28 protein-coding genes and 2 pseudogenes are annotated in these 22797 nt (G+C 70.2%); 10 read left to right on the plus strand and 20 right to left on the minus strand.

Features of this window, described 5'->3' with window-relative positions:
• The 3 genes and pseudogenes from VM95_RS44215 to VM95_RS08975 form a co-directional block, all read left to right on the plus strand.
• Positions 1-97 (plus strand): annotated as a pseudogene (locus VM95_RS44215) (peptidase); the annotation flags it as partial.
• A gap of 142 nt (positions 98-239) precedes the next feature.
• Positions 240-1640, plus strand: coding sequence for a serine hydrolase domain-containing protein (locus tag VM95_RS08970; protein ID WP_052707227.1), 1401 nt, complete (start codon positions 240-242; stop codon positions 1638-1640).
• 59 nt (positions 1641-1699) lie between these two features.
• Positions 1700-2230, plus strand: coding sequence for a gamma carbonic anhydrase family protein (locus VM95_RS08975; protein WP_045693843.1), 531 nt, complete (start codon positions 1700-1702; stop codon positions 2228-2230).
• 32 nt (positions 2231-2262) lie between these two features.
• Here VM95_RS08975 and VM95_RS08980 read toward each other — a convergent pair whose 3' ends face one another.
• Positions 2263-3252, minus strand: coding sequence for an MFS transporter (locus VM95_RS08980; RefSeq protein WP_341845995.1), 990 nt, complete (start codon positions 3250-3252; stop codon positions 2263-2265).
• 380 nt (positions 3253-3632) lie between these two features.
• Here VM95_RS08980 and VM95_RS08985 point away from each other — a divergent pair, with 380 nt between their 5' ends.
• Both VM95_RS08985 and VM95_RS08990 read left to right on the plus strand, forming a co-directional pair.
• Positions 3633-3920, plus strand: coding sequence for a DUF2277 domain-containing protein (locus VM95_RS08985; protein ID WP_045693845.1), 288 nt, complete (start codon positions 3633-3635; stop codon positions 3918-3920).
• 56 nt (positions 3921-3976) lie between these two features.
• Positions 3977-4213 carry a DUF6296 family protein gene (locus VM95_RS08990; protein WP_045693847.1) on the plus strand — a complete coding sequence of 79 codons (237 nt, stop codon included), beginning with the start codon at positions 3977-3979 and terminating at the stop codon, positions 4211-4213.
• Between the two features lie 15 nt (positions 4214-4228).
• Here VM95_RS08990 and VM95_RS08995 read toward each other — a convergent pair whose 3' ends face one another.
• From VM95_RS08995 to VM95_RS09005, 4 genes are all read right to left on the minus strand, one after another.
• The gene (locus VM95_RS08995) at positions 4229-4567 is read right to left on the minus strand and encodes a hypothetical protein (protein ID WP_045693849.1); all 339 of its coding nucleotides are present in this window, start codon (positions 4565-4567) and stop codon (positions 4229-4231) included.
• A 100-nt stretch (positions 4568-4667) separates the two neighbouring features.
• The gene (locus VM95_RS42315; protein WP_157882018.1) at positions 4668-4832 is read right to left on the minus strand and encodes a hypothetical protein; all 165 of its coding nucleotides are present in this window, start codon (positions 4830-4832) and stop codon (positions 4668-4670) included.
• Positions 4833-4963: 131 nt separating this feature from the next.
• Complete coding sequence (locus VM95_RS09000) at positions 4964-6184, minus strand: cytochrome P450 (RefSeq protein ID WP_107072894.1); 1221 nt, start codon at positions 6182-6184, stop codon at positions 4964-4966.
• Positions 6185-6273: 89 nt separating this feature from the next.
• Positions 6274-6498, minus strand: a complete 225-nt coding sequence (locus VM95_RS09005) for a ferredoxin (RefSeq protein ID WP_063773472.1) — start codon at positions 6496-6498, stop codon at positions 6274-6276.
• Positions 6499-7004: 506 nt separating this feature from the next.
• On the opposite strand from VM95_RS09005, the gene VM95_RS09010 reads away from it, so the two are divergent.
• Both VM95_RS09010 and VM95_RS09015 read left to right on the plus strand, forming a co-directional pair.
• Positions 7005-7535: a hypothetical protein gene (locus tag VM95_RS09010; protein WP_045694016.1), complete on the plus strand. Its 531-nt coding sequence runs from the start codon at positions 7005-7007 to the stop codon at positions 7533-7535.
• Positions 7536-7759: 224 nt separating this feature from the next.
• Complete coding sequence (locus tag VM95_RS09015; RefSeq protein ID WP_045693850.1) at positions 7760-8401, plus strand: nucleotidyltransferase domain-containing protein; 642 nt, start codon at positions 7760-7762, stop codon at positions 8399-8401.
• A gap of 21 nt (positions 8402-8422) precedes the next feature.
• Here VM95_RS09015 and VM95_RS45580 read toward each other — a convergent pair.
• Positions 8423-8731: pseudogene (locus VM95_RS45580) on the minus strand (DUF4158 domain-containing protein); the annotation flags it as partial.
• Positions 8732-9012: 281 nt separating this feature from the next.
• On the opposite strand from VM95_RS45580, the gene VM95_RS09025 reads away from it, so the two are divergent.
• Positions 9013-10113, plus strand: coding sequence for a hypothetical protein (locus VM95_RS09025; RefSeq protein WP_045693851.1), 1101 nt, complete (start codon positions 9013-9015; stop codon positions 10111-10113).
• Positions 10114-10125: 12 nt separating this feature from the next.
• On the opposite strand, the gene VM95_RS09030 is transcribed toward VM95_RS09025, so the two are convergent.
• Together VM95_RS09030 and VM95_RS45120 are read right to left on the minus strand one after the other, a co-directional pair.
• Positions 10126-10554, minus strand: coding sequence for a DUF6262 family protein (locus VM95_RS09030; RefSeq protein WP_045693854.1), 429 nt, complete (start codon positions 10552-10554; stop codon positions 10126-10128).
• Entirely contained in the window at positions 10544-11086 is a 543-nt protein-coding gene (locus VM95_RS45120; protein ID WP_425265292.1) for a tyrosine-type recombinase/integrase, read from the minus strand. Before VM95_RS45120 ends, VM95_RS09030 begins: the two co-directional genes overlap by 11 nt.
• Positions 11087-11169: 83 nt before the next feature.
• Here VM95_RS45120 and VM95_RS41320 point away from each other — a divergent pair.
• Positions 11170-12002, plus strand: a protein-coding gene (locus VM95_RS41320) for an IS5 family transposase (RefSeq protein WP_167352906.1) whose coding sequence is annotated in 2 segments (ribosomal slippage) — positions 11170-11527 and positions 11527-12002 — 834 coding nt in all. Because the reading frame shifts where the segments join, the coding sequence is not laid out codon by codon here.
• Here the strand turns inward: VM95_RS41320 and VM95_RS09045 are convergent.
• The 11 genes from VM95_RS09045 to VM95_RS09100 form a co-directional block, all read right to left on the minus strand.
• Complete coding sequence (locus tag VM95_RS09045) at positions 11994-12476, minus strand: hypothetical protein (RefSeq protein WP_045693859.1); 483 nt, start codon at positions 12474-12476, stop codon at positions 11994-11996. The genes VM95_RS41320 and VM95_RS09045 overlap by 9 nt on opposite strands.
• A gap of 284 nt (positions 12477-12760) precedes the next feature.
• Positions 12761-14101, minus strand: a complete 1341-nt coding sequence (locus tag VM95_RS42320) for a hypothetical protein (RefSeq protein ID WP_157882019.1) — start codon at positions 14099-14101, stop codon at positions 12761-12763.
• 235 nt (positions 14102-14336) lie between these two features.
• Positions 14337-14969: an HAD-IA family hydrolase gene (locus VM95_RS09060; RefSeq protein WP_045693866.1), complete on the minus strand. Its 633-nt coding sequence runs from the start codon at positions 14967-14969 to the stop codon at positions 14337-14339.
• Complete coding sequence (locus VM95_RS09065) at positions 14966-15250, minus strand: hypothetical protein (protein ID WP_045694020.1); 285 nt, start codon at positions 15248-15250, stop codon at positions 14966-14968. The genes VM95_RS09060 and VM95_RS09065 overlap by 4 nt, the downstream gene beginning before the upstream one ends.
• Before the next feature lie 220 nt (positions 15251-15470).
• A complete protein-coding gene (locus VM95_RS09070) occupies positions 15471-16628 on the minus strand; it encodes a serine/threonine-protein kinase (RefSeq protein WP_078859720.1) in 1158 nt (385 codons plus the stop codon).
• A gap of 122 nt (positions 16629-16750) precedes the next feature.
• Positions 16751-17554, minus strand: a complete 804-nt coding sequence (locus VM95_RS09075) for a tyrosine-type recombinase/integrase (RefSeq protein WP_078859721.1) — start codon at positions 17552-17554, stop codon at positions 16751-16753.
• A gap of 343 nt (positions 17555-17897) precedes the next feature.
• Positions 17898-18467 (minus strand): YrhB domain-containing protein, encoded by a 570-nt coding sequence (locus tag VM95_RS09080; RefSeq protein WP_045694028.1) that lies wholly within the window; start codon positions 18465-18467, stop codon positions 17898-17900.
• 78 nt (positions 18468-18545) lie between these two features.
• A complete protein-coding gene (locus VM95_RS09085) occupies positions 18546-18986 on the minus strand; it encodes a hypothetical protein (RefSeq protein WP_045693867.1) in 441 nt (146 codons plus the stop codon).
• Entirely contained in the window at positions 18973-19518 is a 546-nt protein-coding gene (locus VM95_RS09090; protein WP_244178686.1) for a hypothetical protein, read from the minus strand. Before VM95_RS09090 ends, VM95_RS09085 begins: the two co-directional genes overlap by 14 nt.
• A 306-nt stretch (positions 19519-19824) precedes the next feature.
• Positions 19825-20112: a helix-turn-helix domain-containing protein gene (locus tag VM95_RS44225; protein WP_244178687.1), complete on the minus strand. Its 288-nt coding sequence runs from the start codon at positions 20110-20112 to the stop codon at positions 19825-19827.
• 360 nt (positions 20113-20472) lie between these two features.
• A complete protein-coding gene (locus tag VM95_RS09100) occupies positions 20473-20952 on the minus strand; it encodes a DUF6194 family protein (protein ID WP_045693870.1) in 480 nt (159 codons plus the stop codon).
• An 87-nt stretch (positions 20953-21039) separates the two neighbouring features.
• Between VM95_RS09100 and VM95_RS09105 the strand changes: the two genes are divergently transcribed.
• Complete coding sequence (locus VM95_RS09105) at positions 21040-21777, plus strand: MerR family transcriptional regulator (RefSeq protein WP_045693872.1); 738 nt, start codon at positions 21040-21042, stop codon at positions 21775-21777.
• Here the strand turns inward: VM95_RS09105 and VM95_RS39630 are convergent.
• Complete coding sequence (locus VM95_RS39630; protein ID WP_063773473.1) at positions 21765-22796, minus strand: Tn3 family transposase; 1032 nt, start codon at positions 22794-22796, stop codon at positions 21765-21767. The genes VM95_RS09105 and VM95_RS39630 overlap by 13 nt on opposite strands.
• Position 22797 lies beyond the last annotated feature (1 nt).

The raw sequence follows: 22797 nt of genomic DNA on the forward strand, positions 1-22797 counted from the left end.
CGACGGCCTGGTCGTCTCGGCCCGCGCCTGGCCCGACCACCCGGCCTGGCTGCGCGCCTTCCTCGACATCCTGCGCGACAAGGCCCCGCTGTCCTGACCGCCCGGCGGACCGTACCCCGAGAGGCCTCGGGGTACGGCCCCGGAGGCCGATCGGGGTCGTCCCCCTCCCCAGGGCGGAGACCGGCCCGCCCGCACGGTTGACGACCGCGCGAGGGCGGCCTGCCATGGTGTCAACGGCCATGGAAATCGCCGTAGTCGACACCTCCGGCGACCGCACCAGGGAGAACGGCATGACCGTCGCCGACTCGACCACCCGATTCCACCCACCGGGCCTGCGCGCCGCCGTCGCGGCCGTCCTGGGCGCCGTCCTGCTCGTCGCCCTCGCCCCGGCCGCCGCCGCCCGGCCCGCCGAACGTCCGGCCGCCGCCGGCTGCCATACCGTCCACTACTCCCTCAACGGCCTGCACATCGACGACAGTTACGAGACGGACCCGGACGACGACACCGCCGGGGACGACGCGGCCCCGACACACGGCGTCGACCGGCCGGCCGCCGACGCCGCCCTGGCCGGAATGACCGACACCGGCCACGCGACCTCCGCCCTCGCCGCCGTCCGCGACAACGGCCGCCTGGTCTGGCGCAACGCCGGCGGCGTCGCCGACCTCGACACCCTGGCCCCCGCCGACCCCGGGGGCCGCTTCCGGATCGGCGGCGCCACCGAGACCTTCGTCGCCACCGTCCTGCTCCAACTGGTCGGCGAAGGCCGGCTCGGCCTCGACGACCGGCTGGAGTGCCTGCTGCCCGGCGTCGTCCCGAACAGCACCCTGATCACGGTCCGGAACCTGCTCGACCACACCAGCGGCGTCGCCGACTACGCGAAGGACCCGGCCTTCGCGTTCCACGAGCCGGACTGGCTGACCACCCGCCGCTACACGTCCTACCGCCTGCGGGACCTCGTGGACATCGCGAACGGGTACCCGCCCGCGTTCGCCCCGGGGCAGGACTGGAAGCCCTCCGGCACCGACGACGTCCTGGTCGCGATGATCATCGAGAAGCTCACCGGCCACCCCTGGACCGACGAGGTCACCCGCCGGATCGTCCGCCCGCTGCGCCTCACCGGCACCTCCGCCCCCGGCGACTTCCCGCTCGTCCCCGGGCCGCACGCCCACGGCTACGTCGAACTGGCCACCGGCCCGGTCGACGTCACCGTCCTCAACCCCTCGATGGCCGGCCCCTCCGGCGGCCTCGTCTCCACCACCGCGGACCTCACCACCTTCCTCCGGGCCCTGCTCGGCGGCCGCCTGCTGCACCCCGCCGAACTCGCCGCGATGCGGCAGACCACCCCCCACGGCGAGGGCCGGACGTACGGCCTCGGCCTGCAACGCGTGGACACCCCGTGTGGACCCTTCTGGGGCCACACCGGGGACATCCCCGGCTACCGGACGACGATGCTGTCCTCCCCGGACGGGCAGCGCCAGGTCGCCGCCGCCACCTCCCCGTACGACGTGCCGGACGCGACGCCGGGCCCGACCCCGGACGCGACCGCGGCCCGGGCTGCCATGGACCGGGTGACCGTCACCGCCCTGTGCGGCGCCCAGCCCGCCGCGGCCGTACCCGACCTCGGCCGCACGGCGCCGTAGCCGGAGCCCTACGCTGACCGGCGGCAGGTACGGCACACCGTCACCAGGAGGACGAGACCATGGCAGAACCGCTGATCGCCGGCATCGGGGGCCTCACGCCCAGCGTCGACCCCACCGCCTTCCTGGCGCCGAACGCCGTGGTGGTCGGCGACGTGACCATCGGCGCCGGCGCGAGCGTCTGGTACGGCGCGGTACTGCGCGCCGACGCCGGGCCGATCACGGTCGGGGCGGGCAGCAACATCCAGGACAACTGCAGCCTGCACGCCGACCCGGGCTTCCCGCTGGTCGTCGGCGAGCGGATCACCGTCGGGCACAACGCCGTGCTGCACGGCTGCACGGTCGAGGATGACGTCCTGGTCGGGATGAGCGCCACGGTGCTCAACGGCGCCCGGATCGGCACCGGTTCGCTGATCGCGGCCGGCGCCGTCGTCCCGCAGGGCACCGTCGTGCCGCCCGGCTCGCTGGTCGCCGGCGTCCCGGCCAAGGTCCGCCGGGAGCTGACCGAGGAGGAGAAGGCCGGCATCAAGGCCAACGGCGAGGGCTACCTGCTGCTCGCCGAGGCCCACCGGGCCGCCTTTCATAACGACTAGAACGACGAGACGAGCTGGGCCGGCTGGCCCGGTTAGAGCGGCGCGCCCGCCAGGACGGCCGGCTCCGCCTCGCGCACCGCGGGCGCGGCGGGCCGGCGCCGGTCGGCCGCCCAGGCGAGCACCGCGATCAGCGCGCCCGAGGCGGCCAGGACCGCGCCCACCAGCGTCGGGGCCGTCCAGCCGAGGCCGGCGTCCAGCGCCAGCCCGCCGAGGTACGCCCCCTGCGCGTTCGCCAGGTTGAACGCGCCCTGCACCGTCGCCGAGGCCAGCGTCGGCGCGCTGCGGGCCTTCCGCATCACCAGGGTCTGCACCGCCGGGACGATCGCGAAGCCGAACAGCCCGATCAGCACCACCGTGACGGCCGCCGACCAGCGGGCGTGCGCGGTCACCGCGAACAGCGCGAGCGTGGCGGAGAGCAGCACGAAGGACGCGCAGACGGTCGGGCGCAGCGCCCGGTCGGCGGCGAATCCGCCGAGCACGTTGCCGATCGTCATGCCCACCCCGAACAGCGCCAGCACCACGGTCACCGAGCCGGTGGCGTAGCCGGAGACCTCGGTGAGCAGCGGCGCGATGTAGCTGTAGCAGGCGAACATGCCGCCGCAGCCGAACACCACGGTGGCCAGCGCCAGCCACAGCTGCCCGCTGCGGAAGGTCCGCAGCTCGTGCCGGAGCCCGGTGTGGCCGGGGGAGGGCAGCGTGGGCACCAGCCGGGCGATGGCGAGCGTCCCGGCGGCGGCGATCAGCACCACCACCAGCATGGTGGCCCGCCAGCCCAGGTGCTGGCCGAGCAGGGTGGCGGCCGGGACGCCGACGATGTTGGCGACGGTCAGCCCGGAGAACATCACGGCCACCGCCCGGGCCCGCCGGTCCGGCGCGACCAGTTCGGCCGCGGCCACCGCCCCGGCCCCGAAGAAGGCGCCGTGCGGCAGCCCGGTGACCAGCCGCGCGGCCGCCAGCGTCCAGAAGTCGGGGGCCAGCGCGCACAGCAGGTTCCCGGTGGCGAACAGGCCGGCCAGCGCCACCAGCACCGCCTTGCGGGCCGCCCGGCGGCCAGCGCGGTGAGCAGCGGCGCGCCCACCACCACTCCGAGCGCGTAGGCGGAGATCAGCCAGCCGGCTTGCGGGATGGAGACGTGCAGGCTGTCGGCGACCTGGGGGAGCAGCCCCATGGCGGCGAATTCGGTGGTGCCGATGGCGAACGCGGTGACGGCCAGCGCGACCAGCGCGAGAGGCAAGGCGGTGCTCCGGGGTGCTGCCCGCGCCGGGGGCGCGCGTCGGGGCGCGCGCGGGGCGGGTGGGGAATTGGTTCGACCGGCATCCTAATCCGCCCGGGTGATGCCCTCGTGAGACGGAGGTGACGGGAGGGGGTCGCCTGCGCGGCGTCCGCGCGCGAGACTGGGGTCATGTGCCGCAACATCAAGACGCTGCGACCGCCCGTCACGCCGGACGCGGGGGAGGAGGACTTCCACGCCGCCGCGCTGCAGTACGTCCGGAAGGTCTCCGGCTTCCGCGCCCCGGCGGCGCACAACCGGGAGGCCTTCGACCGGGCCGTGGCGGCGGTCACCGAGGCCACCGCCCGGCTGCTCGGCGAGCTGGAGGTGCGCGGCTCGCACGCCCGGGCCGCCGTCGAGCCGGTCGCCGTCGACGGCGTCATGGCCGAGCCCGTCGTGGTCGAGGCCGCCGCCCGCTAGGGCGCGGGAGCCAGGGAACCGGGGATCCGGGGAACCGAGAGAGCAGGAGACCAGTGATGGGACCAGTCGACCGCTACGCGCTCACCTTCCCCGGCACCCCCGGCACCCAGGCCCCGCAGGACGTGGTCGTGGTGGTGCGCACCAGCGCGACCGGCCCGGGCGGCCACCCCGTCTACGAGGACGAGAGCGGCATCGTCCGGGCCGAGATCAGCGATGCGGGCGAGGTCCGGATGCTGGCCAGCGGCGGCCACCAGAGCCCGCACCTGCCGGTCCACGCGCACCCGCTGCCCTGAGCGGACGGCCCCTGCTCAGCCGGCCGGCGGCGCCGGGGCCGTCGCGCCCCTGCCCGCCTTGACGCCGTTCACCATCGCCTGGTGGATCGCCCGCGCGGTCGTCTCGTCGGCGGCCGGCACCGGGCTGCCGGCGACCGTGTACCAGTCCAGCGCGCCGGTGTACTGGACGGTCAGCCGGGTCTCGCCGTCCACCCAGGTGGTGTGCACGGTGAGGTCGCCGGAGATGGGGCCGACCTCGCTGGTGGTCACCCCGCCCGGGCCGCTGATGATCGACTGGGTGGTCCAGGTCGCCCACGAGGTGCGCGGGTCCGCCGGGGGTCGGGCGTGCGGGCCGTTCTGGTCGTGTGGGGTCATGCGCCAGTCCTTCCTCGCCGGTGCGCCCCGCCAGGGCGGCGGCACCCGCGGTCGCGGCGACCGCCCGGTCGGGCCCGGGCGGTCGTGGTCTCGGCGAACCTCAGCCGTTGCGGCCGGGTTCCTCCAGCATGTCCTCGCCCTCGGCCTGGGAGGTTTCCTGGGCGTGCAGGTTCTGCATCGAGGTGATGCCCTCCTCCGGGTCGGCGGCGCGGACGTCCTCGTCGCGGTCGGTGCTCGGCTCGAACCGTCCGCTCATGTCGGTCATCGCGGGCTCCGTCTCCTCGGCCGGTCCCGGGCGCGCCCGAACGGAGGCACGGCGGGGCCGGATCCTTTGTGCCCCTCAAGCCTGCCTCCGCCCCGCCGCCCCGGCCAGCCGGGTGAGGTGCGCGCCGCCCGTCACCAGGCCACGGGCAGCGACGGCATGCCGTGGATCAGCGTGTCGGCGCGGAACTCCAGCTCCTCGGCGGGCACGGCCAGCCGCAGCCCGGGCAGTCGCCGGAACAGCGCGGCGAGCGCGATCTGCAGCTCGGCCCGGGCCAGCGGCTGGCCGAGGCACTGGTGCACGCCGAAGCCGAAGGCCAGGTGCCGGCGGGCGTCCCGGGAGAGGTCGACCTCGTCGAGCGGCCGCCGGTCGGGGCCGCCGAAGACCGCCGCGTCCCGGTTGGCCGTGGAGAGCAGCGCGAGCACGCCCTCGCCGGCCCGGATCAAGGTGCCGGCCAGCTCGACGTCCTCCAGCGCCACCCGGGGCAGCCCGCTGTGCACGATGGTGAGGTGGCGCAGCAGCTCCTCGACGGCCCCGGGCAGTGCGGCCGGGTCAGCGAGCCGGGCGATCTGCGCGGGCCGGCCGAGCAGCAGCGCGGTGGACAGGGCGAGCATGTTCGCGGTGGTCTCGTGCCCGGCGATCAGCAGCAGGAGGCCGGTCCGGGCGGCCTGGCGCGGGGTGAGGTCGTCCCGGGCGGCGAGCCGACTGAGGATGTCGTCCTCGGGCCGCTCCCGCTTGCGGTCGGCGAGGTCGCCCAGGTAGTCCAGCAGCTCCTGCTGGGCGGCGGCGACGTCCGCCACCGCGCTGTCGCTGCTGAGCAGCGTGCGGCTGAGCCGCTGGAAGTGCTCGCGATCCTCGTACGGGACGCCGAGCAGCAGGCAGATCACCAGCGAGGGGACGGGCAGCGCGAACTCGGCGACCAGGTCGGCCGAGCTGCGGCCCTCGGTCATCCGGTCCAGGGCCGTCTCCACGATCTGCTGGATGCCGGGGCGCAGCGCCTCGATCCGCTTGACCAGGAAGTCGCCGGTGACCATGCGGCGCAGCCGGGCGTGCTCGGGGTCGTCGAGGCGCAGGAAGGTGGGGTTGGAGGCGAGGATCTCGCGCCGCCCGGGCAGCAGGAGCGGGAGGGCCGGGTGGCGGATGTCCGCGCTGAAGCGGTGGTCGGACAGCACGGCGCGGACCTCGGCGTAGCCGGTGACCAGCCAGCAGGTGTCGCCGCCGGGCAGTTCGGCGCGGGTGACGGGGCCGTCCGCGGCGGCCTCCAGGTAGGCGGGCGGCGGGTCGAACGGGCAGCGGGCGGAGTGGGGGGACGGCATCGGCACGGCAGGGCGGGCGGGTGCGGGTGAAGTGGTCACGGTGGGGCCTCCTTGGTCGGCGGGGTCCTCGGAGTGGGTGGTCGGTGGAGCGGGGGACGGGTGGCTCGGGGCGCGGGACGGACGGCCGCTCAGCGGCGCGCGGCGTCGTCCTCGACGGCGTCCTCGACGACGCTGATCGCGCCACCCGGGCACAGGTCGGCCGCCAGCCTCAGCTCGGCGAACTGCTCGGGACGGAAGGTGGATTGACGCAGCATCACCAGACCGTCGCGGTCGTCCTGGTCGAAGATCTCGGGGGAGTTCGTGACGCACATGCCGGAGCTGCAGCACAGCTCCCGGTCGACCTTGACCTGCACGGGTGGAATCCTCTCGACAGCGCGGCGCCGACAGCCCGGCGGCCGCGTCTCGTTGTCATTGCCAACTTTGTAGCCAACCTGACCGCCGATATTCCGCCCCCGCACGGCGTGTTGGCCGGATCGTCGAGAATGGCCGATTCGTCCCGCTCCGAAGTGGACGGACGCGCGGGGGATTTGACTTCACGCTCCTCCACGGAGCAGCGGGCGGTTGGGTCGAGGACCGGCCAGCGGCCGTGATGAGGACGGGTCTGCAGCCGGGTGATCCGGTGTTCGTCTCGCCGGATTCCAGGGTGGATCCGGATCCTCACCCTCGGCATCCACACCGACGTCGCCGTCGCCTGGCAACGTCTCTCCGCCGGCGACTGGGCCAACTACGCCGCCGAAATCAGCCGACGCACGACCTCGTGAACTATGCGTTCTCCCAGCCCTGAACATGGTGACTGTCAGGGAAAGCTGCTGGTCAGCCCAAAGATCGCAGACGGATCGAAGACATGGCGCGACCTACGATGACGAGCATCGAACCAGTGCCCACCCTCGTCCACCTGGACAGCCCCTTCATCAACTTCCGAGACTTCGACTTCTGCGAGGGTTCCCATGGCTACCGCTGGGTCGATGCCAAGCAGTTCCAGCTGCCGTCCGAGGTGCTGGACGACCGAGAAGTACTGGCGGCCCTGATCTCACACCCTCGGTTTCGGGACACGTACGACGGAGCCGGCGTTCAAGACTGGCCGCGGCACGGCCAGTGGTGGCTTGACCGCATCACCCCTGACACCTACGAGGCCGTCGATGCCACGACAGCGGTCGACGTCATCCGCTCCTGGGCCAACCAGCACGGAAACGTCCCAGAGCCGCTCGCATCACGCCTGTACCAGGAGATTTACACGCCAATGTGCAAGGCAACCAGCACATATCTGCTGGGACAGCTTCCGGAGGACGCGCTCCACGACTACGGGCCCATCCACATCGACTACCACGAACTCGTCCTCATCGACCGCTCTGCGGGGACGCTCACTCTCCTCGTCGCAGCCGACGACTGACGCCACCGGCGCTCGAGGAAGGGGCATTCGGATGGTGCCAAGACCCGACGTCACCATGACGGCTTCGGTACTGGTGGGCTCTCGTATTCAACTGTCGCCAGTTCCCCGTGGAGTCCAACTGCCGGTGACCTCGTGTGATCGTCAGCGGCGTACGGCCCCAGGTCCCGCTGGTCTCCTTCGTCGGACGCGGCCGGGGGCCTTCGAGACGCTGATAGATTCCTGCGGTGAGCGAGCAACTGCCCAGCGGCGGCATCGAGCTGTCACCCGACGAGATCGAAGCCCTCCAAGCCAGGTGGTCGTCCTGCTGGACCCCGAGTGAGGTCGCGCAGCAGTTGGCCGGGATCAGCACGCCCTGGTACGTGGCCGCGGGCTGGGCCCTGGACCTGTTCCGCGGCAGGCAGACACGCGCTCACGGGGACATCGAGATCGCGATTCCGGCCGCGAGCTTTCCCGAGATCCGCTACCGCTTCCCGGGGCACGTCTTCGACGCGACAGGCAGCGGCCGGATCTGGGAGGACGTCACACCGGAGGTGCTGGCCGCCGTACACCAGACATGGCTTCGCGATCCGGACACCGGAAACTACCTGCTCGACGTGTTCCGCGAACCACACGACGGCGACACCTGGATCTGCCGACGCGACGAGAGGATCCGGCTTCCCTACAGCGACATCATCCTCCGCACGCAGGACGGCATCCCGTATCTGGCACCCGAACTGGTCCTACTGTTCAAGGCCAAGCATGTCCGCGGAAAGGATCAGTCAGACTTCGATGCGACCGTCCCGCACATGACCCTGGCCCAGCGCGAGACCCTGACCGAACTACTCGCCCGCGTGCATCCGGGGCATCCGTGGAGTGCGGGCCTGTAGCAGCCCCTCTACCGGTGGGTCGACCGCCTGGTTGAACAGCGCCACCGGCCCTTCGGCGTGCGTCCAGGCCCGCCCGTGCAGTAACGTGCGGAACTTCCGGCCCCACTCGTGGTCCTCGAACTGGTGGTAACCGTAGGCGTCCCGGATCTCTCAGGCGTGGTCGTACGCGGTCTGCCGACGCTCGGCGTACCGCTTCACCACCGAGGGATCCTCGATCCCCAGCTGCACGGCCAAGTGCTCGACCACCGACCACGGCACGTCCAACGGATCGGCCACCAGGAACCGGCCCACATACCGGACAGTGCACATCTGCACCGCGAAGCTTATCTTCAGTCGCAGGCCGGGAAAGGGCTGCGACCTGGTCCTTTGCCTGATGTCCGGTGTCGCTGACGGACTCGATCAGGAGGGGCTGATGGGCTTCGTCAGTCGGTGGCCGGTGCCGCTCCTTTCACTCGAAGAGGTGGCTTCACACGCGAGTCGTAGTGCTTGCTCAACTTCTGCGGGCTGCACACGCTGAGTGTTGGGTGACCGCCTCTCAGGCCATTCTGGAAACCGATTGGCTGGCCGCTGCCGAGCTGCGAGGATGCCTCTGTTTCCCAGACGGAGGGCACTTGTTCGTTTTTGTGTGCAAGGGGTGCGGTGCCGAGCTGACCACCTCGCTGTCTCAGGTCGCCCTTCCGGTCCATGCCCATCAGAAGTATGGAAACGGGATTCAGCTGCCCGTGCTGATGGAACCGGGGACGTTCGCCGTGGACCCGGAGCCCTGGGGGCCGCCGTGGCGAAGGTGGGATGAGATCCATCCGGACGAGGCGGCCGCTCGCGGTGTCTACGCGCCGGTCTATGGTCTGTCCGACGGCGCGCCGGGCGCGATCGTGATCGCGCCCGGCGACGTCCGCAGCACCCTGCTGATCCCGGAGAAACGTGGCGGCGCCTGTTGCGGCCTCGACGGGGGAGATGGCCCCAACATGGCCTGCGAGGCGTGCGGCCTGCCCGTGGCGAGCCGGATCGACGACTGCTCGCTCTGGCAGGCGGTGTGGCTCGCCCCGGACGCCGTGCGGCGTGTTCCCGTCAGCGGCGCCGAGAGCGCACCGCGGTCCTGGCCGGAGCTGATGGCAGATGGGAAGGGCGCGCCTCCATTCGAGCCGATCGCGACGTGGGGGTCGCGGCTGGGGTCCAACTACTTTTGGTCGTGGAGCCCGCAGTGGGAGGCTGCTGCCGGCCGGGCACTCGCCCATCTACTGGTGGCCTCGGAGGGCCAGCCGGTGACGGTCCCGGACGGGCTGATCGGGGAGGTGTTCCAACGTGCGCTCGACGCCCTCCTTCCCGCCGGCCCGCTGGCTCGGCATGCCGTCCTCGCCGGACCGGGACTGCCCGCCCCCGACACCGACATCCTCCTCGTGCCGACCCATCCGCAGACGGGGGAAGCCTGGGCTCCGACCGGCACTGCCGCCTCGGTACACCTGGTGCCGTTGCCGCTCGGGGTGTGGCTGTGGCTGGCCTTCCCCGAGCCGCACCTGCCCGTCCCCGCGTCGGGCGGCATGCCCGACGGCGTCCTCCGCGATGACCCACCCGCTCCGCGCGCCCACCACCTGTTCCGGGCCGACTCGGGAGCGTTCCAGCACACGCTCGTCCGGCTGCCGGCCGTCCGCAGCCGGTGGCTGAGAGAAATCCTCGAGAACCTCACGCAGCACATGCGCGCCGGCCTCTTTTAGCAAGCGCCCCGGTCACCTCGTCGGCCAGGCCGACGCCTCCGGGGCAGCCGAAGAAGTGATTGCGGCGGCCCGCTGCCGACCGAGCGCACGGGCGAGCTGGTCCCTCAGCTCGCGCACTTCTGCCTCAAGTTGGCGGTTGCGGGCCGTCGCGGCCTCCAGGCGCCGGAGCAAGGACGCGTCCGAGGCGCGCTGCCGGGCGGGGATCTGGGGTGTTGAGGCCGTCGGACCGTGCCGCTCGCGCAGGATGGCGATCTCGGCCCGAAGGTCGGGCTGGCTGTAGAGCCAGGACCGTGAGACGCCCGCCTCGCGGGCGACGGCGTCGAAGGTGACGGGTTGTCCGGCGGTGTCCATGCGCCGCAGGGCAGCAATGGCCCGCTCCCTGGTCGCTGCGGCCCGCTGCCGGGCGGCGGCGATGATGTGCGGGGAGTTGTCAGCTCGCACCAGCGGCCTCCTGCGGCCCGTCGGCTTCGAGTTCGGTGATCATCCGGTCGAGGTTGGTCAGGACCTGTTCGTTCATCTCGGCCACCCGCTGGTGGCCGCAGCATTTGGCGTTGTCGATGAGCGTCAGCGTCCGCCCCGGCTGGGCCTGGAGCTCGGGCAGGAACTCTGGTCCGGTGAGGAAGACAGGGCAGGTCAGGCAGGCGTTGGCGTGCGGGCAGGTCTTCTGAACGGGCAGTCCGCAGTAGCCGTTGGCGAGGGTCTGGGTGGCGAGGCTGTAGCGGGTTTTGGCCCACTCAGCCTGGGCCAGCGGTCCGTCTGGGGCGATGGTCACCCGCTCGCCCGTGATGTTGACCTTGGTGGCGGCCTCCCAGCGGCGCCGAACGGTCTGGTCGGTGATCCGCGCGTAATGGGCCGTCATCTGGTGCGAGTCGTGGTCGAGGAGGACCCGGACGACCTCCTGCGGGACGTCGCGGTTGATCAGCCGAGTGGCGAAGGTGTGCCGCCACTGGTGCGGAGTCAGGTGGACGGGCAGCCCGTTCTCGTCCCGGACATCGCACTCGGTGAGCCAGCGCTTAAGACATCGTTTCTTTTGGTGCCAGCGGTCGTTGAGCGGTCGTGGAGAACCTTGTTGAGCGCCTGGTTCCGGATGAGCTGTGGGAGTTGTTTCGACGGGTGGTGCCGCCGACGGTCGTTCACCGTCCGCAGGGCGGCGGTCGGCGGCGGGCCGGTGACCGTGAAGTGCTGGCCGCGATCGTCTTCGTGGCGACCTCAGGCTGCACCTGGCGCCAGCTCCCGCCGACCTTCGGTGCCTGCTGGCAGACGGTGTACCGGCGTTTCGCGAAGTGGAGCCACGAGCGGGTCTGGGCCCGGCTCTACCGGGTCATCCTGGATGAACTCGGCGCCCAGGGTGAGCTGGACTGGTCGCGGTGTGCCATCGACTCGGTGAGCATCCGCGCCCTCAAAGGGGGCCACTGACCGGACCGAATCCGACCGACCGCGGAAAGAACGGGTCGAAGATCCACCTGATCTGCGACCGCAACGGGCTGCCGATCTCGCTCGCCATCTCCGGAGCGAACCTGCACGACAGCCAGGCCCTGGAGCCCTTGGTGCTCGGCATCCCGCCCATCCGCTCCCGCCGAGGACCACGCCGGCGCCGACCGGCCAAGCTCCACGGGGACAAGGGCTACGACTACGACCACCTGCGGCGGTGGCTGCGGTCACGCGGAATTGTCCCGCGCATCGCTCGTCGTGGAGTCGAGTCCTCCCAACGTCTGGGCCGCCACCGCTGGGTCATCGAACGCACGATGTCCTGGCTCAGCGGGTGCCGTCGCCTGCACCGACGCTACGAGCGCAGAGCCGAGCATTTCCTTGCCTTCGCCGGCATCGCGGTTGCCCTGATCTGCTACCGCCGCCTGGGCCGCGCCAGCGGGCGGGACCGGTCAGCGTGAGACCGGTCCGACGCTGCAAACCCACACGGGAAAAGGTGCGGCCTCCGGCCCGGGCACGCTCTGCTCAGACTGATCGTGCACCTCCTCAAGATCCGACCAGGCGACCATGCCAGGCTCCTGGGCACTCAGGAAGCCCTCGATCACAGCACCGAGATCGCCGGAAGGCGCGTAGGCACCGCCAAAGGGCAGCTCGTCTGCAGCCACCGACCCGGTTGAGCACCGGAGCTGCCCAGCCTGCTCGTCGTGCCACACGTAGAACGTCGCCACGCCTGCGAAGCCCAGCTCGCGGATGCGGAGTCGGATGCCTTCGGCGGTGCGCTCAAAGGCTGCGGCCACCTCGGACACGGACAAGGCCCGCCGGTCCTCATCCTCCGCACCCAGCCACCAGGTGTTGGTCTCCCACTCCGCCCGCCGGTCGGTCGGCTCCAGCACCAGCGGTTCGTCCGCTACCTCGGCAATCCACGTCAACAACACCCCAGAAGTATCCGACACACCTCAGGTACCAGGAACCGCCAAAAGAAACGTGGTCTAAGCATCTGCCGGTAGCTGTCCGGAGGGAAGTGGTGCTTCCCGCTGGCGTTGCCCTTCGGCCGGGGGAAGAGGTGCGGGTTGCCGCCCGGCCAGCGCTGAAGGACGGCTGCTGCTGGTTGCGGATCTCAGCCTCGATCTCCTCGTTGATGGGGACGGCGGCCTCCCGGCTCATCTTGTTGTTGAAGTAGCGCAGGCAGGGGGCGCGTTGGCCGTCGTGGAGCAGGCAGTCAAACTGGATGGTGCAGGCGTCGGAGACCCGAAGGCCGCAGCGGATCAGGATGAGGGTGATCAGCCGGGCGGACGGATCGGACCACCGGTCGAGGTTCGCCGGCTGCTCGACCTGGGTCATGATGTGCTCGGCCAGGTGGCGGGCCAGCCGCGTGCGGCGCCGGGGGCCGTCGCCGGTGAAGAACGCGGCACTGGTCGGCAGCGAGGTGTCCCAGCCGTGCTGGCGGATGGCCTGGAAGAACAAGTGCAGGCCGTTGACGCGGCCCTCGTTCGCGCTGAGCCCGCCCTGGAGGTCGGTGAGCCAGGCCAGGTAGCGCTCCAGCAGGGGCCGCTCGACGTCGCCCAGGCCGCGAATCCGGACCGACTGCGCTGAGGAACTCGCTGAACCGGGTCAGGGCATGCATGTCGCCGGTGACCGTGTTGACGTTCCGGCCGGACGACAGCCGCAGCCGGATCCAGCGCTTCGCCAGAACACGCAGCCAGGGCTGGGCTATGCGGTCGAACCGCAGCTCGCTGCGGGGACAGGGCCGGCTGGCGCTGCGGTTGAGCCCGGCGAGCTTGCCCAGCCGCCATACGTCGCGGGCGTACTCGACCTCCCACCCCGCGCCGTCGCGCAGGGTCTCGACCGTGTCCCGGGCGTAGAGCAGGAACGCCACCAGGCGCTTGCCGTAGCCGCCGGAGGCGCCGCGGTGCTGGTAGGGGTCGGCGATCCGTTGCCACCGCTCGGTGGAGTAGTCCAGCAGAGAGGCGACCTTCTCGTGCTGGGCCCTGAGGATGGCGGCCTGGATCAGGCGGGCCGGGGCGGTGACGGTCTGCTCGTCACGGCGGGCTTGGACCGCGTACTGGAACTCCAGCTTGAGCTGCGGCGCGGGAGCGCGGAAGTCCACGCGGGGCCGGCCGAAGGAACGGCACTCGACGATGAAGTCCTCGATGGGCGGATCGCCGTGCTGCCGCCACCGGATGTAATGGCTCTTGCAGAATGCGTTCGCCAGGTTCTCCGACCACAAGGTGCACCAGGGCAGGGCGCATTCGGCGCGGTCGGTGCCCGGCAGGGGCGGGGCCAGGGCCGCCCAGGCGGCGGGGTCGGTGCTGCCGGAGCGGGACCACTTGTCGCGGTGCCGCGCGCACAGTCCTTTGCCGGACGCCCCGAAACGGCAGTCTGGGACGGTGCAGTGGGTGAGCTCGGCCAGCCCGCGCAGCGGCGGTCCCGGGTCGGCCAGGAACACGGCGATCTGCGGGCGTCCGATCCGGCGCCACCGCTGGGCGTGACCGGTGCACATACCCTGCTCGTGCGCGGCGCGGTCGCAGCCCGGCACCGGGCAGCGCTTCCAGCCGAGCACCAGGTCCTCCGGGGCGGGGACCAGCGCGTCGACGCGGACTCCGGACGGACTTCGGCCTGTAGCTTCCCCAACAGGCCGGGCCCACCGATCGGGCCTGTACGCAAGGGCGTGATGGTCACAGCCGCACCTCCCGCCCGGTGAACCAGCCCGGGGCCTCCAGCGTGCGGCGGGAGTCCTCGACGGTGAGGTGTAATGGTGACGTCGGGTATTGGAACTGTCCGAATGCCTCTGGATGTCACGTGTGCTGTGCGTCTGGTGCTGTGAGGAGGGGCGCCAGGGCTGTGCGGAGATCTTCGATCTGCTGGTAGTGCACGGCGGTCATGCCCACTTCGCTGGCTGCGATGACGTTGGCGGCAGTGTCGTCGATGAAAAGACAGCGGTGGAGCGGGGCGCTGGCGTGTTCGGCGGCCATGAGGTAGACGCGGGGATCCGGCTTCATGACGCCGACGCGGGAGGTGTTCACCACGATGTCGGCGAGGTCGTCGAGCCCTTGCTGGGCGAGATCCCACTCCAGCCGGGTGGTCGCGTTGGAGACCAAGGCGACGGTTGCGACGGTGCGGGCCTGGGCGAGGAGGGACACGACCTCGTGATCGACGCGGGGCACGAGGTTGGACCAGTCGGTGACCGCAGCGTGGGCGCGGTCGCTCGATCCGCAGATTTCAGTGAGGTCCGCAGCCACTGCAGCGCGCCACTGCGCGTCGGTGATCTCTCCGGTGATCGCGGGGTGCAGGCGTGACGGGGCGAAGGCCGCCTTCGCGAGTGTGCCTGCGGGAAGCCTGTGGCTGCGTTCGATGTCATCGGCGTCGGGCCAGTGCCGGAGCACGCCGTCGATGTCACAGAGCACGGCGTCGTAGGGGCGAGCGGTCATGGTGAGGACTCCTTGGTGGTGGTGTTTCGCGAGCTCACTTCGGCTGCGTAGCTGGTCCAGTCACCGGCGGAGAGCCGTTGCCAGGCGACGGCGACGTCGGTGTGGATGCCCAGGGTGCGGGCGAGGATCGCGGCGGGGATCTCGGTGGCGAGCTGGAAGAGCGCGGTGCTGCGGGCCTGGTTGGGCCGGATCCCGAGCTGGTTCAGGCGCTGTGTCAGCTGCGTGGTGCTTATCGGCCGTCCAGGCTGGCCGCCGGGGAAGAGCCACGGAGACGGGGCCAAGACCCCGATGGTCGCGTGGCCCTTGCGATTAGCAGCGACCGCGCGGGCCAGCTGGGCGACGGGCTCGGGCAGCTGGACGGGAGCATCGCCGAGGTGAAGACGTACTTCCTGGGCACTGACCTCGACGTCCTCGGTGGTCAACCGGGCGATCGCCGAAGGCCCTTGGGCATGGGAGTGGTTCCACTAACTGGGGAATGCGAATGATCACGGACTGTGCGCGTTAGTCGCAGTAGTGATTCAGAACGTACGGCAGGTGCCGAGCCCATCGGTCGTACGTCACGTCGTCGGGCGCGGTCAGCGTGCAGTCGTACGGAACGTCGTCGGTGCACTCGATGAACAGGGTGCACCGCAGGCTGGCTTTCTCGAGGGCGTGGCCGATGCTCGCGATCTCGCTCCAGGGGAAGTCGATGCTGATGCCGTTGGGTCCGAGCAGCCTGATCTCGGCCCCGTAGGCATCGATGACCATGGCACGTTCGTCGTCCTCGGCGTGGAAGAACTCGGCATCCTCGGAGGTGAGTTCCTGGGCCTCTCCAAGGCGGTCCTCGGTGGGCATTGCCACGAGGGTGGGTGGTGGCACCACGAGCGTGGGTGGGTGCGAGGCGTCCACGACCCCGGTGAACGCGTCGAGCAGTTGCTCCGTGGTGGGCCGCCGTGCAGGGTCCTTCTCCAGGCAGGCCCCGACGATCCCGTATATGCCCTCCGGAACCGGTGAGAGGTCCGCTTCCGCGTGCACCGAGCGGTACATCAGCATCATCGGTGTGCCCTCGCCGAAGGCGCTGCCGCCCGCAGCCGCCACGAGGACAGCGCCGAGGGCGAACACATCGGCGGCGCCCGTCACTTCCCGGCCCTCCGCCTGCTCGGGCGCGAGATAGCCAGGGGTGCCGAAGGCGTGTCCCGTGATCGTCAGCCGGGTGGACTCGACGGCCCGGGCGATGCCGAAGTCCACGACCCGGGGACCGTCCGGCGCCATGATGATGTTGCCCGGCTTCAGATCGCGGTGGACGAGCCCGCACCCGTGCACCGCCTGCAGCGCCTCCGCCAGCGCCGCGCCGAGTTGTCTCAACTCACCCTCGGCCATGGGCCCTTCGGCTGCTATCAAGTGGGCGAGCGTCGGGCCCGGTACATACGCCGTGGCCAGCCAGGGCGGCTCTCCGTCCGGATCGGCATCCACCACCTGCGCCGTGTGGAAGCCGCCGACCCTGCGCGCCGCTTCCACCTCGACACGGAACCGGGCCCGGAAGGCCGTGTCCGCGGCCAGCTCCGGCCTGGCCACCTTCACCGCCAGCAGACGCCCGCCGCGCGACCGGGCCAGATACACCGTGCCCATCCCGCCCGCACCGAGTTCCCGCACCACGGCGTACGATCCGATCCGATCCAACTGATTCTCCCCCGCTCGCACTTCACGTCTTCTTGTAACTACCGCGTCCCATCCGTACCAGCCTTCGGGGTCTCCCCGCAGGACTGGCCGTGCACAGGAATTATTTACCCGAGCCCACCGCGTCAATGAGGTGAAGACGATGCGAGCGGGCTACCGCCACCTAGGCGTTCCGCGCTGGCCGGGACCTCCCGGGACCGGCCTGCCTTCGCCCGGGCGCGGTTGGCGTTCGGGCGCGGCACGACGCTCACCTGCCGCTCGGCCAGAGCGATGTCCTTGTGCCGAAGCCCCAGGGCCTCGCCGATCCGCAGCCCGGTGTCCAGCAGCAGTGCGAACAGCAGCCGGTCCCGCAGGTGCTCGCACCCGTCCAGCACCGCCTGGGCCTCCGCGGCAGACAGCACCCTCGGCTGTCGCCGGGACTCTCGCAGCCGGATCGTGCGGGTCTTCTGCGGTCCGCTCTTGGCGATGTGCTCCAGGAACGGCTTGAACGAACCACCGCGGCCGCGGCGGCCGGCGGGCCGCATCGTCACCATCAGCCCGCCGAGCGGAACCCCGTGGCGGGCGCGGAACTCGCAGAACGACGACAGCGCGGCGAGCTTGCGGTTCACGCTGGACTCCGCGCAGTGGTGCTCCACTGTGGGCAGCACTGCGACCTTGCCGGTCCGGGCCTGTGGTGGCAGCCGCAGCCAGGCCACGAACCCGGCGACGTCCTCCAGCGCCACCGACCGCCAGTCCAGCCCCCTCCCGGCGAGGAAGACGAACCAGTCCTTCAGGTCGTGGGCGTACGCCTTGACCGTGTTCGGGGACTTCTCGACGGCGGCCAGGTAGGCCAGGTAGCGCTCGATCGGCGCGACCGGTACGTGGCCGTCCCCCAGCACCGTCCACGACTCGGTCGCCGAGTCCGGCATCAGCACGCGCTGCACCCGCATGGAACCTCCCGCTCATCCGTGGTGGATGACGGAAGGTAATCCCATCCAGAACGGGACGAAGGCGTCTTCACCCGTACGCCTCAGCCCGCTCATCAAGAACTCCACCGGCACGGGCGGAGGGTAGTCGGACTGACGCCCGATCGGTGAGCCGCGACCCGAACCCCTGCGCGAAGACTATTACCCGTGGTAAAGGCGCCCACCATGATCCATCTCACCGATAACCTCGGTTCCATTGATCCCCGAGGCCGCAGAGCCCCGCGAGTTCGCGGAAACTGAAGGTTCCTCAAGGCGAACCCACGGGCCGACCACCCCGATTTCTCGCGAAAGGACCCGCGAGTTCACTTCAAGACACGGGCCCACCCTCAGCTGACTCCACAACCGGCGCCGCCTCCGCACGGTGGATGGTGCGGACGCTGAGCACGGGATCGAGGGCAGGAACGAGCGCCTTGGTGGCGATGTCCACCAGGTGCGGTGGTGCGGTGCCAGCCTGCAGGGCGGTGACGTACTCGATGACCTGCGCGTGCGTGAGCGTCTGGACCCGTTGTCGCAACAAGTGCATGGCGACGATTCGTCCATCGGCCGCCGCTGTCCGGCGGATGTTCTCGTGCAGCTCATCCACTGCGGTGCGTGTGGTCATCTTCCTGATGCGGGTCCGGTAGTCCAGCTCCCACTCGCCGGTGACCGCGGCGACCGGTCCGATCTGGTGAAGACCCCCATCGAGGCGATCCACGAGGTAGGGGCCGTTGCCTCCCAAGACCTGACCTGGGTCTCCCGTGCGTAGGTATTCCGCGGTTTGGTAGTAGACGATCCAGACGAGTTCGTGCTCCTTAGCTCCAGCCACCACCAGCCGTCCCGAGTACTTGCGGTCCAGATCTTCCTGGGCCACCCGGATCGCGAAATCACGGTCGATCATGTCCGGCAGCATCTCGCATGCCGAGGGACATGAACAGGAGTTTTTTCGCCGGGTTCGCTTCGTCCCCAGGCAAGGGATTCAGGCATCTGCTATGCGGAGATGCACTTCAACCGGACCCAGGTGCTGGTCATGGGCCAGGACGATCTCGTCCGCGAGGTTCAGGACGCGGATGGTGCCACCGGGAAACTGGGCGGTGATGCCGATGGCGAAGTCGTAGTTGCCGTCCTGGTACCGGATCTCTCGGACGGAGAGGATCTGCTGGCCGATGAACCGGGTCATCGGGAACCCTGGCAGGTCGTCCTCGACCGTGGTGTGGCCGTATTCGTCCATGTCGTAGGGGCCGTGGGGCTGGTCGATCTCCAAGGACAACCCGTCGCCCGGCGTGTGGAATCGGACGGGGCCAAGGCCGTCCATGTGCAGCCACATGTGCAGTAGGGAGGGCTCAGTTTCCTGGTAGTGGTGCCAGGACGTCGTCACCTTCTGAAGGCGCCTGCCGACCAGGTCCTCACCGTTGATCATCCGTCGATGCTGCCATGACGCTCCACGATTCGGCACTGGTTTCCAGGAGACGCCGGGCCGAGTCCGCGTAACGCATGGCGGTCTTCTCGTCGAGCCCGAAGACCTCGGCGAGGTGGAGCGGGTCGGGGCCATGGACCATGGCCTCTTCGAGCTGCCGGTCGACGCGGAGCCGCTCCAGCGTTGCGGCCTGTCCCCGCATCGAGGCGCTGATCCAGTGGTTGCTGGCCCGGATGGTCCGATTCGCGGTCTGGTTGTTGATCAGTAGGTGGAGGTTCGTGGTGTTCGGCCAGCGGGTGCGCCGGTGCTCCAGCCAGTCCAGCAGCAGCTTCAAGGTCAGGTCGTCGAGGGGGCGAATGCGGCCGGCGATGGTCAGCCGCCGGTTGCCGATGTCGACGTCGTCGAGCATGAGCGTGCCGATCTGGGCAACTCGGGCGGCGTGGACCGCGGCGAAGGTGAGGATGAGTCGTGTCGCCGGGGTCGTGGCCGCCGCGACGGCCCGGTCGACCTGGTCGGGGACGAGTGGCTGCAGCACGGCGTACCGCGTTCGACCGGACCGCAGATCGGTCGAACGAGCTGAGAACGCTTCAGGAATCCCGAAGTTACGTCATCGCCCGGCGGAGCACTCGAAGGAGGAAGAAGCCCCTGGCCACGGCCTCGGGCACTCGGCAGGGCTCAAGAGAGCTCGCGGGATGTCGCACATTGGTGCCAGTCTCGCGCCTGCATCTGGAGTCGATCCTGGCGGCGGCAGCCGCGGACGGGCCGGCCTGTGGGGAGTAGCGGAACGAAAATTAGCGGTGGGCCCCGGGCTCCTATCTCCAACCCGCCCGCAAAGTAGCGGTCAGGGCTTTGTGACCGTGGCCTTCTTCGACTGCCGGGGCACGGTCTTGTCCCGGTCGAGGTGTCCGTAGACCGTGGAGCGGGGGACACCGAAAAGCTCGGCGATCTGTTGGACGGTCTTCTCGCGGGCGCCGTAGAGCTGCTGGGCGAGTGCGGCCTGCTCTGAGCTGAGCCGGGGGCGCCGGCCGCCGACGCGGCCGCGGGCCCGGGCGGAGGCGAGGCCGTCCATGGTGTTGGCCACGATCAGCTCGCACTGGAGCTCGGCGAGCACCGACAGCATGCCGAACATCGCGCGGGACGAGTTCGAGCTTCGGGCGGGACGCCTTCGCGCCGCTCGCGGTGTCGACGTGGATGTCGCTGCGGTCGACTCCGTGCCGCAACAGCCCGTCGATTTGGTGATCGGGGTTCTGGTCGGCGGTCCGAGACGCGCGCGTAGCCGATGAGCATGTGTCGGAATCTGGCGAACCGTTCTCCGACGTTGATAGTCGACGCGAGTTGCCGACACCGCCCGCCTGCGGGTTCGTGATCGCGGTGCCGAGTGTCGACAGACGGTCGTTTCTCGACACTGGTCATCGGCTTGTCGCGCGTGCATAGGCCCCGTGCGACAAGCCGATGATGCACGGGACACGCGCCGCCGTGAGGGCGTCTGTCAATCCGTGCAAGCCGATTGGGCGCGTCGCTCATAGCGTGCGCGTGCGAGGTGGTGGGCCGCACGCAGCAGCTCACGAGTTGCCGCTTCGGTGCGCCCCGCCGGGTTGACCACCGCCAGCCAGCCGGCGGTGCCGTAAACGGGGTGGACCATCAGGGTGTCCGTGGCGCTGGGGTCAACCTCGGCAGAGGCATCTTCGCGTGGTGCGTGGCCGGTCCATCGGATGAACGCTTCCTTGCCGGCGGCGACGTTCACGCGGAAGGTATCCGGCCGGTCCAGATGCGATGCCTCGTCGCCGGGATAGTCCTTGGTCACAACCGTCGCGAACGGTTGGGCCGTCGTCGCGATGGTGCCGTCAGGCGCGTAGTAGAAGAACGTATCGCCCCAGCTGATTTCCGGCGTGCCGTCGCCGGGTGCCGGCCTCATTGTCAGGACGCCGTCGAAGCCGCCTACGAAGCTGATGATCTCGTCCATGGTCATGTGCTCTAGCGTTACATTCAAGTGCTTGTGGAGACTTTGAGGCTGAGATAGAGGGATGTCACGGTGGTAAGTCTCAAATCGGGGGGTATGCGCATCGCGGATGTCGCGCGGTGCGCCGCGTACTCCGTTCAGCAGGTTCGCAATCTTGAGCGCGATGGTGTCCTCCCGCCCGTGGCACGCACGCCCAAGGGCTACCGGATCTATGAAGAGGTGCATCTGCAGTCCGCACTGGCCTACCGAGCCCTCGCCGCAGGCATAGGGCCGACCGAGGCCAAGAAGATCGTTCGGGCCTTCCACCAGCTCCCCGCCTCGCAGGCGCTAGCCCGTCTCGACGCGGCGCACGCCCGCCTGGACGCAGAGCGGGCGGAACTGCGGCAGGCCGAGGAGGCCGCCCAGGCGATCTCCAGCGAGCCAATCGAAGACGTACGAGTGTCGGACTCAATGAGCGTGTCGGAACTCGCCGCCGCCCTCGGTGTGCGCACCTCGACGTTGCGGCACTGGCATGCGGAGGCTCTCGTCGTCCCGGACCGCGACCCCGTGCGAGGAACGCGGCGGTACACGCCGGCGCAGGTGCGGGACGCGCGGATCGTTCACCAACTACGCAAGGCTGGATACCGCATCACGCCCCTTCGGGCCCTCATGCCGGTGCTGCGGCATGAGGGTCGATCGGATGAGGTCGCAGCGGCCCTGACCGCCCGGGATGCGAGCATCGCTGTCCGGTCCAAAGCCCTCCTCGACGGTGCCGCCGCACTCAGCGCCGTGCTGTCGTTGCACGGGTCAATGGCCTACGCGCACCACGTCAGGCAGTCGGTTCACCCGTCGTAGACGTCGTCTTCGCTCGTGTGGGGGTCGCCCAGCGGGCGCATGCCGGGGGCCGGGATCCGGGTGAAGGCGTAGCGGCCGAGGAAGTTGATGTGGTCAAACTGGATGGGTGAGAGGCGGGGGAGCAGGTCGTCGGTGACGGGAAAGCCGTCGGCGGCGAGCTGTTTGACGGCGGTGTCGATGTAGAGGGTGTTGAACAGCACCATGGCGTTGAGCGCGAGTCCGAGGGCGCCGAGCTGGTCTTCCATGCCTTCGCGGTAGTGCTGGCGCAATTCGCCACGCTGGCCGAAGAAGATGCGGCGGGCGAGGCGGTGGCGGGCTTCGGTGACGTTGAGCTGGGCGCCGATCATACGGCGGTAGCCCTGGTCGGAGACGAACTGCAGCAGGTGGAGGGTCTTGAAGATCCGCCCGTCATGGGCGAAGGCGTCGCCCAGGCCGGTCGGGTTGCCGTCGCGGGAGAGCATCCGGATCAGGTCGTAACCGCGGATCTCGCCGGTGGACAGGGAGCCGGCGACGCGGAGCATGTCGCCCCAGTGGGCGCGGATGCGGTCCAGGCGGATGGTGTGCTTGGAGACCTGCTGGAATGGGCCGTAGTCGGCGGAGGCGACCAGCCCGCCGCCCCACGCGCGGGCCACGTCGATCGTCGACTGGGCCTCGATGAACGACCCGTTGGCCATGGAGATGTTCTCGGAGCGGAAGTAGCCCTGGTCGACCTGGACCAGCCGGGCGCGCGTCAGCGCGGGCACGTCCGGCTTGACCACCGGGGTCAGGCCGACGTTGCACGCCTCGGACAGCCACACCGCGCACAAGCTGGTGGTGAAGTCGTCCATCGTCGGCATCGCGCCGGAGATGTGGGTGAAGGCGTCCGGCAGACCGGTCAGTTCGGCGACCTCCAGCAGCAGCTCGGGGAAGTCCACCTTGGGCAGCATGCCGTTGACCAACTGGCGGAAGGCGGGCATCAGGCCGGGCTCCTCCGCCCGGCCGAGCTTGGCCAGCTTCAGCCTCCCGCCGGCCACCTCCACC

This window comes from Streptomyces rubellomurinus (assembly GCF_000961885.1).
GTDB classification, from domain to species: Bacteria; Actinomycetota; Actinomycetes; order Streptomycetales; family Streptomycetaceae; genus Kitasatospora; species Kitasatospora rubellomurina.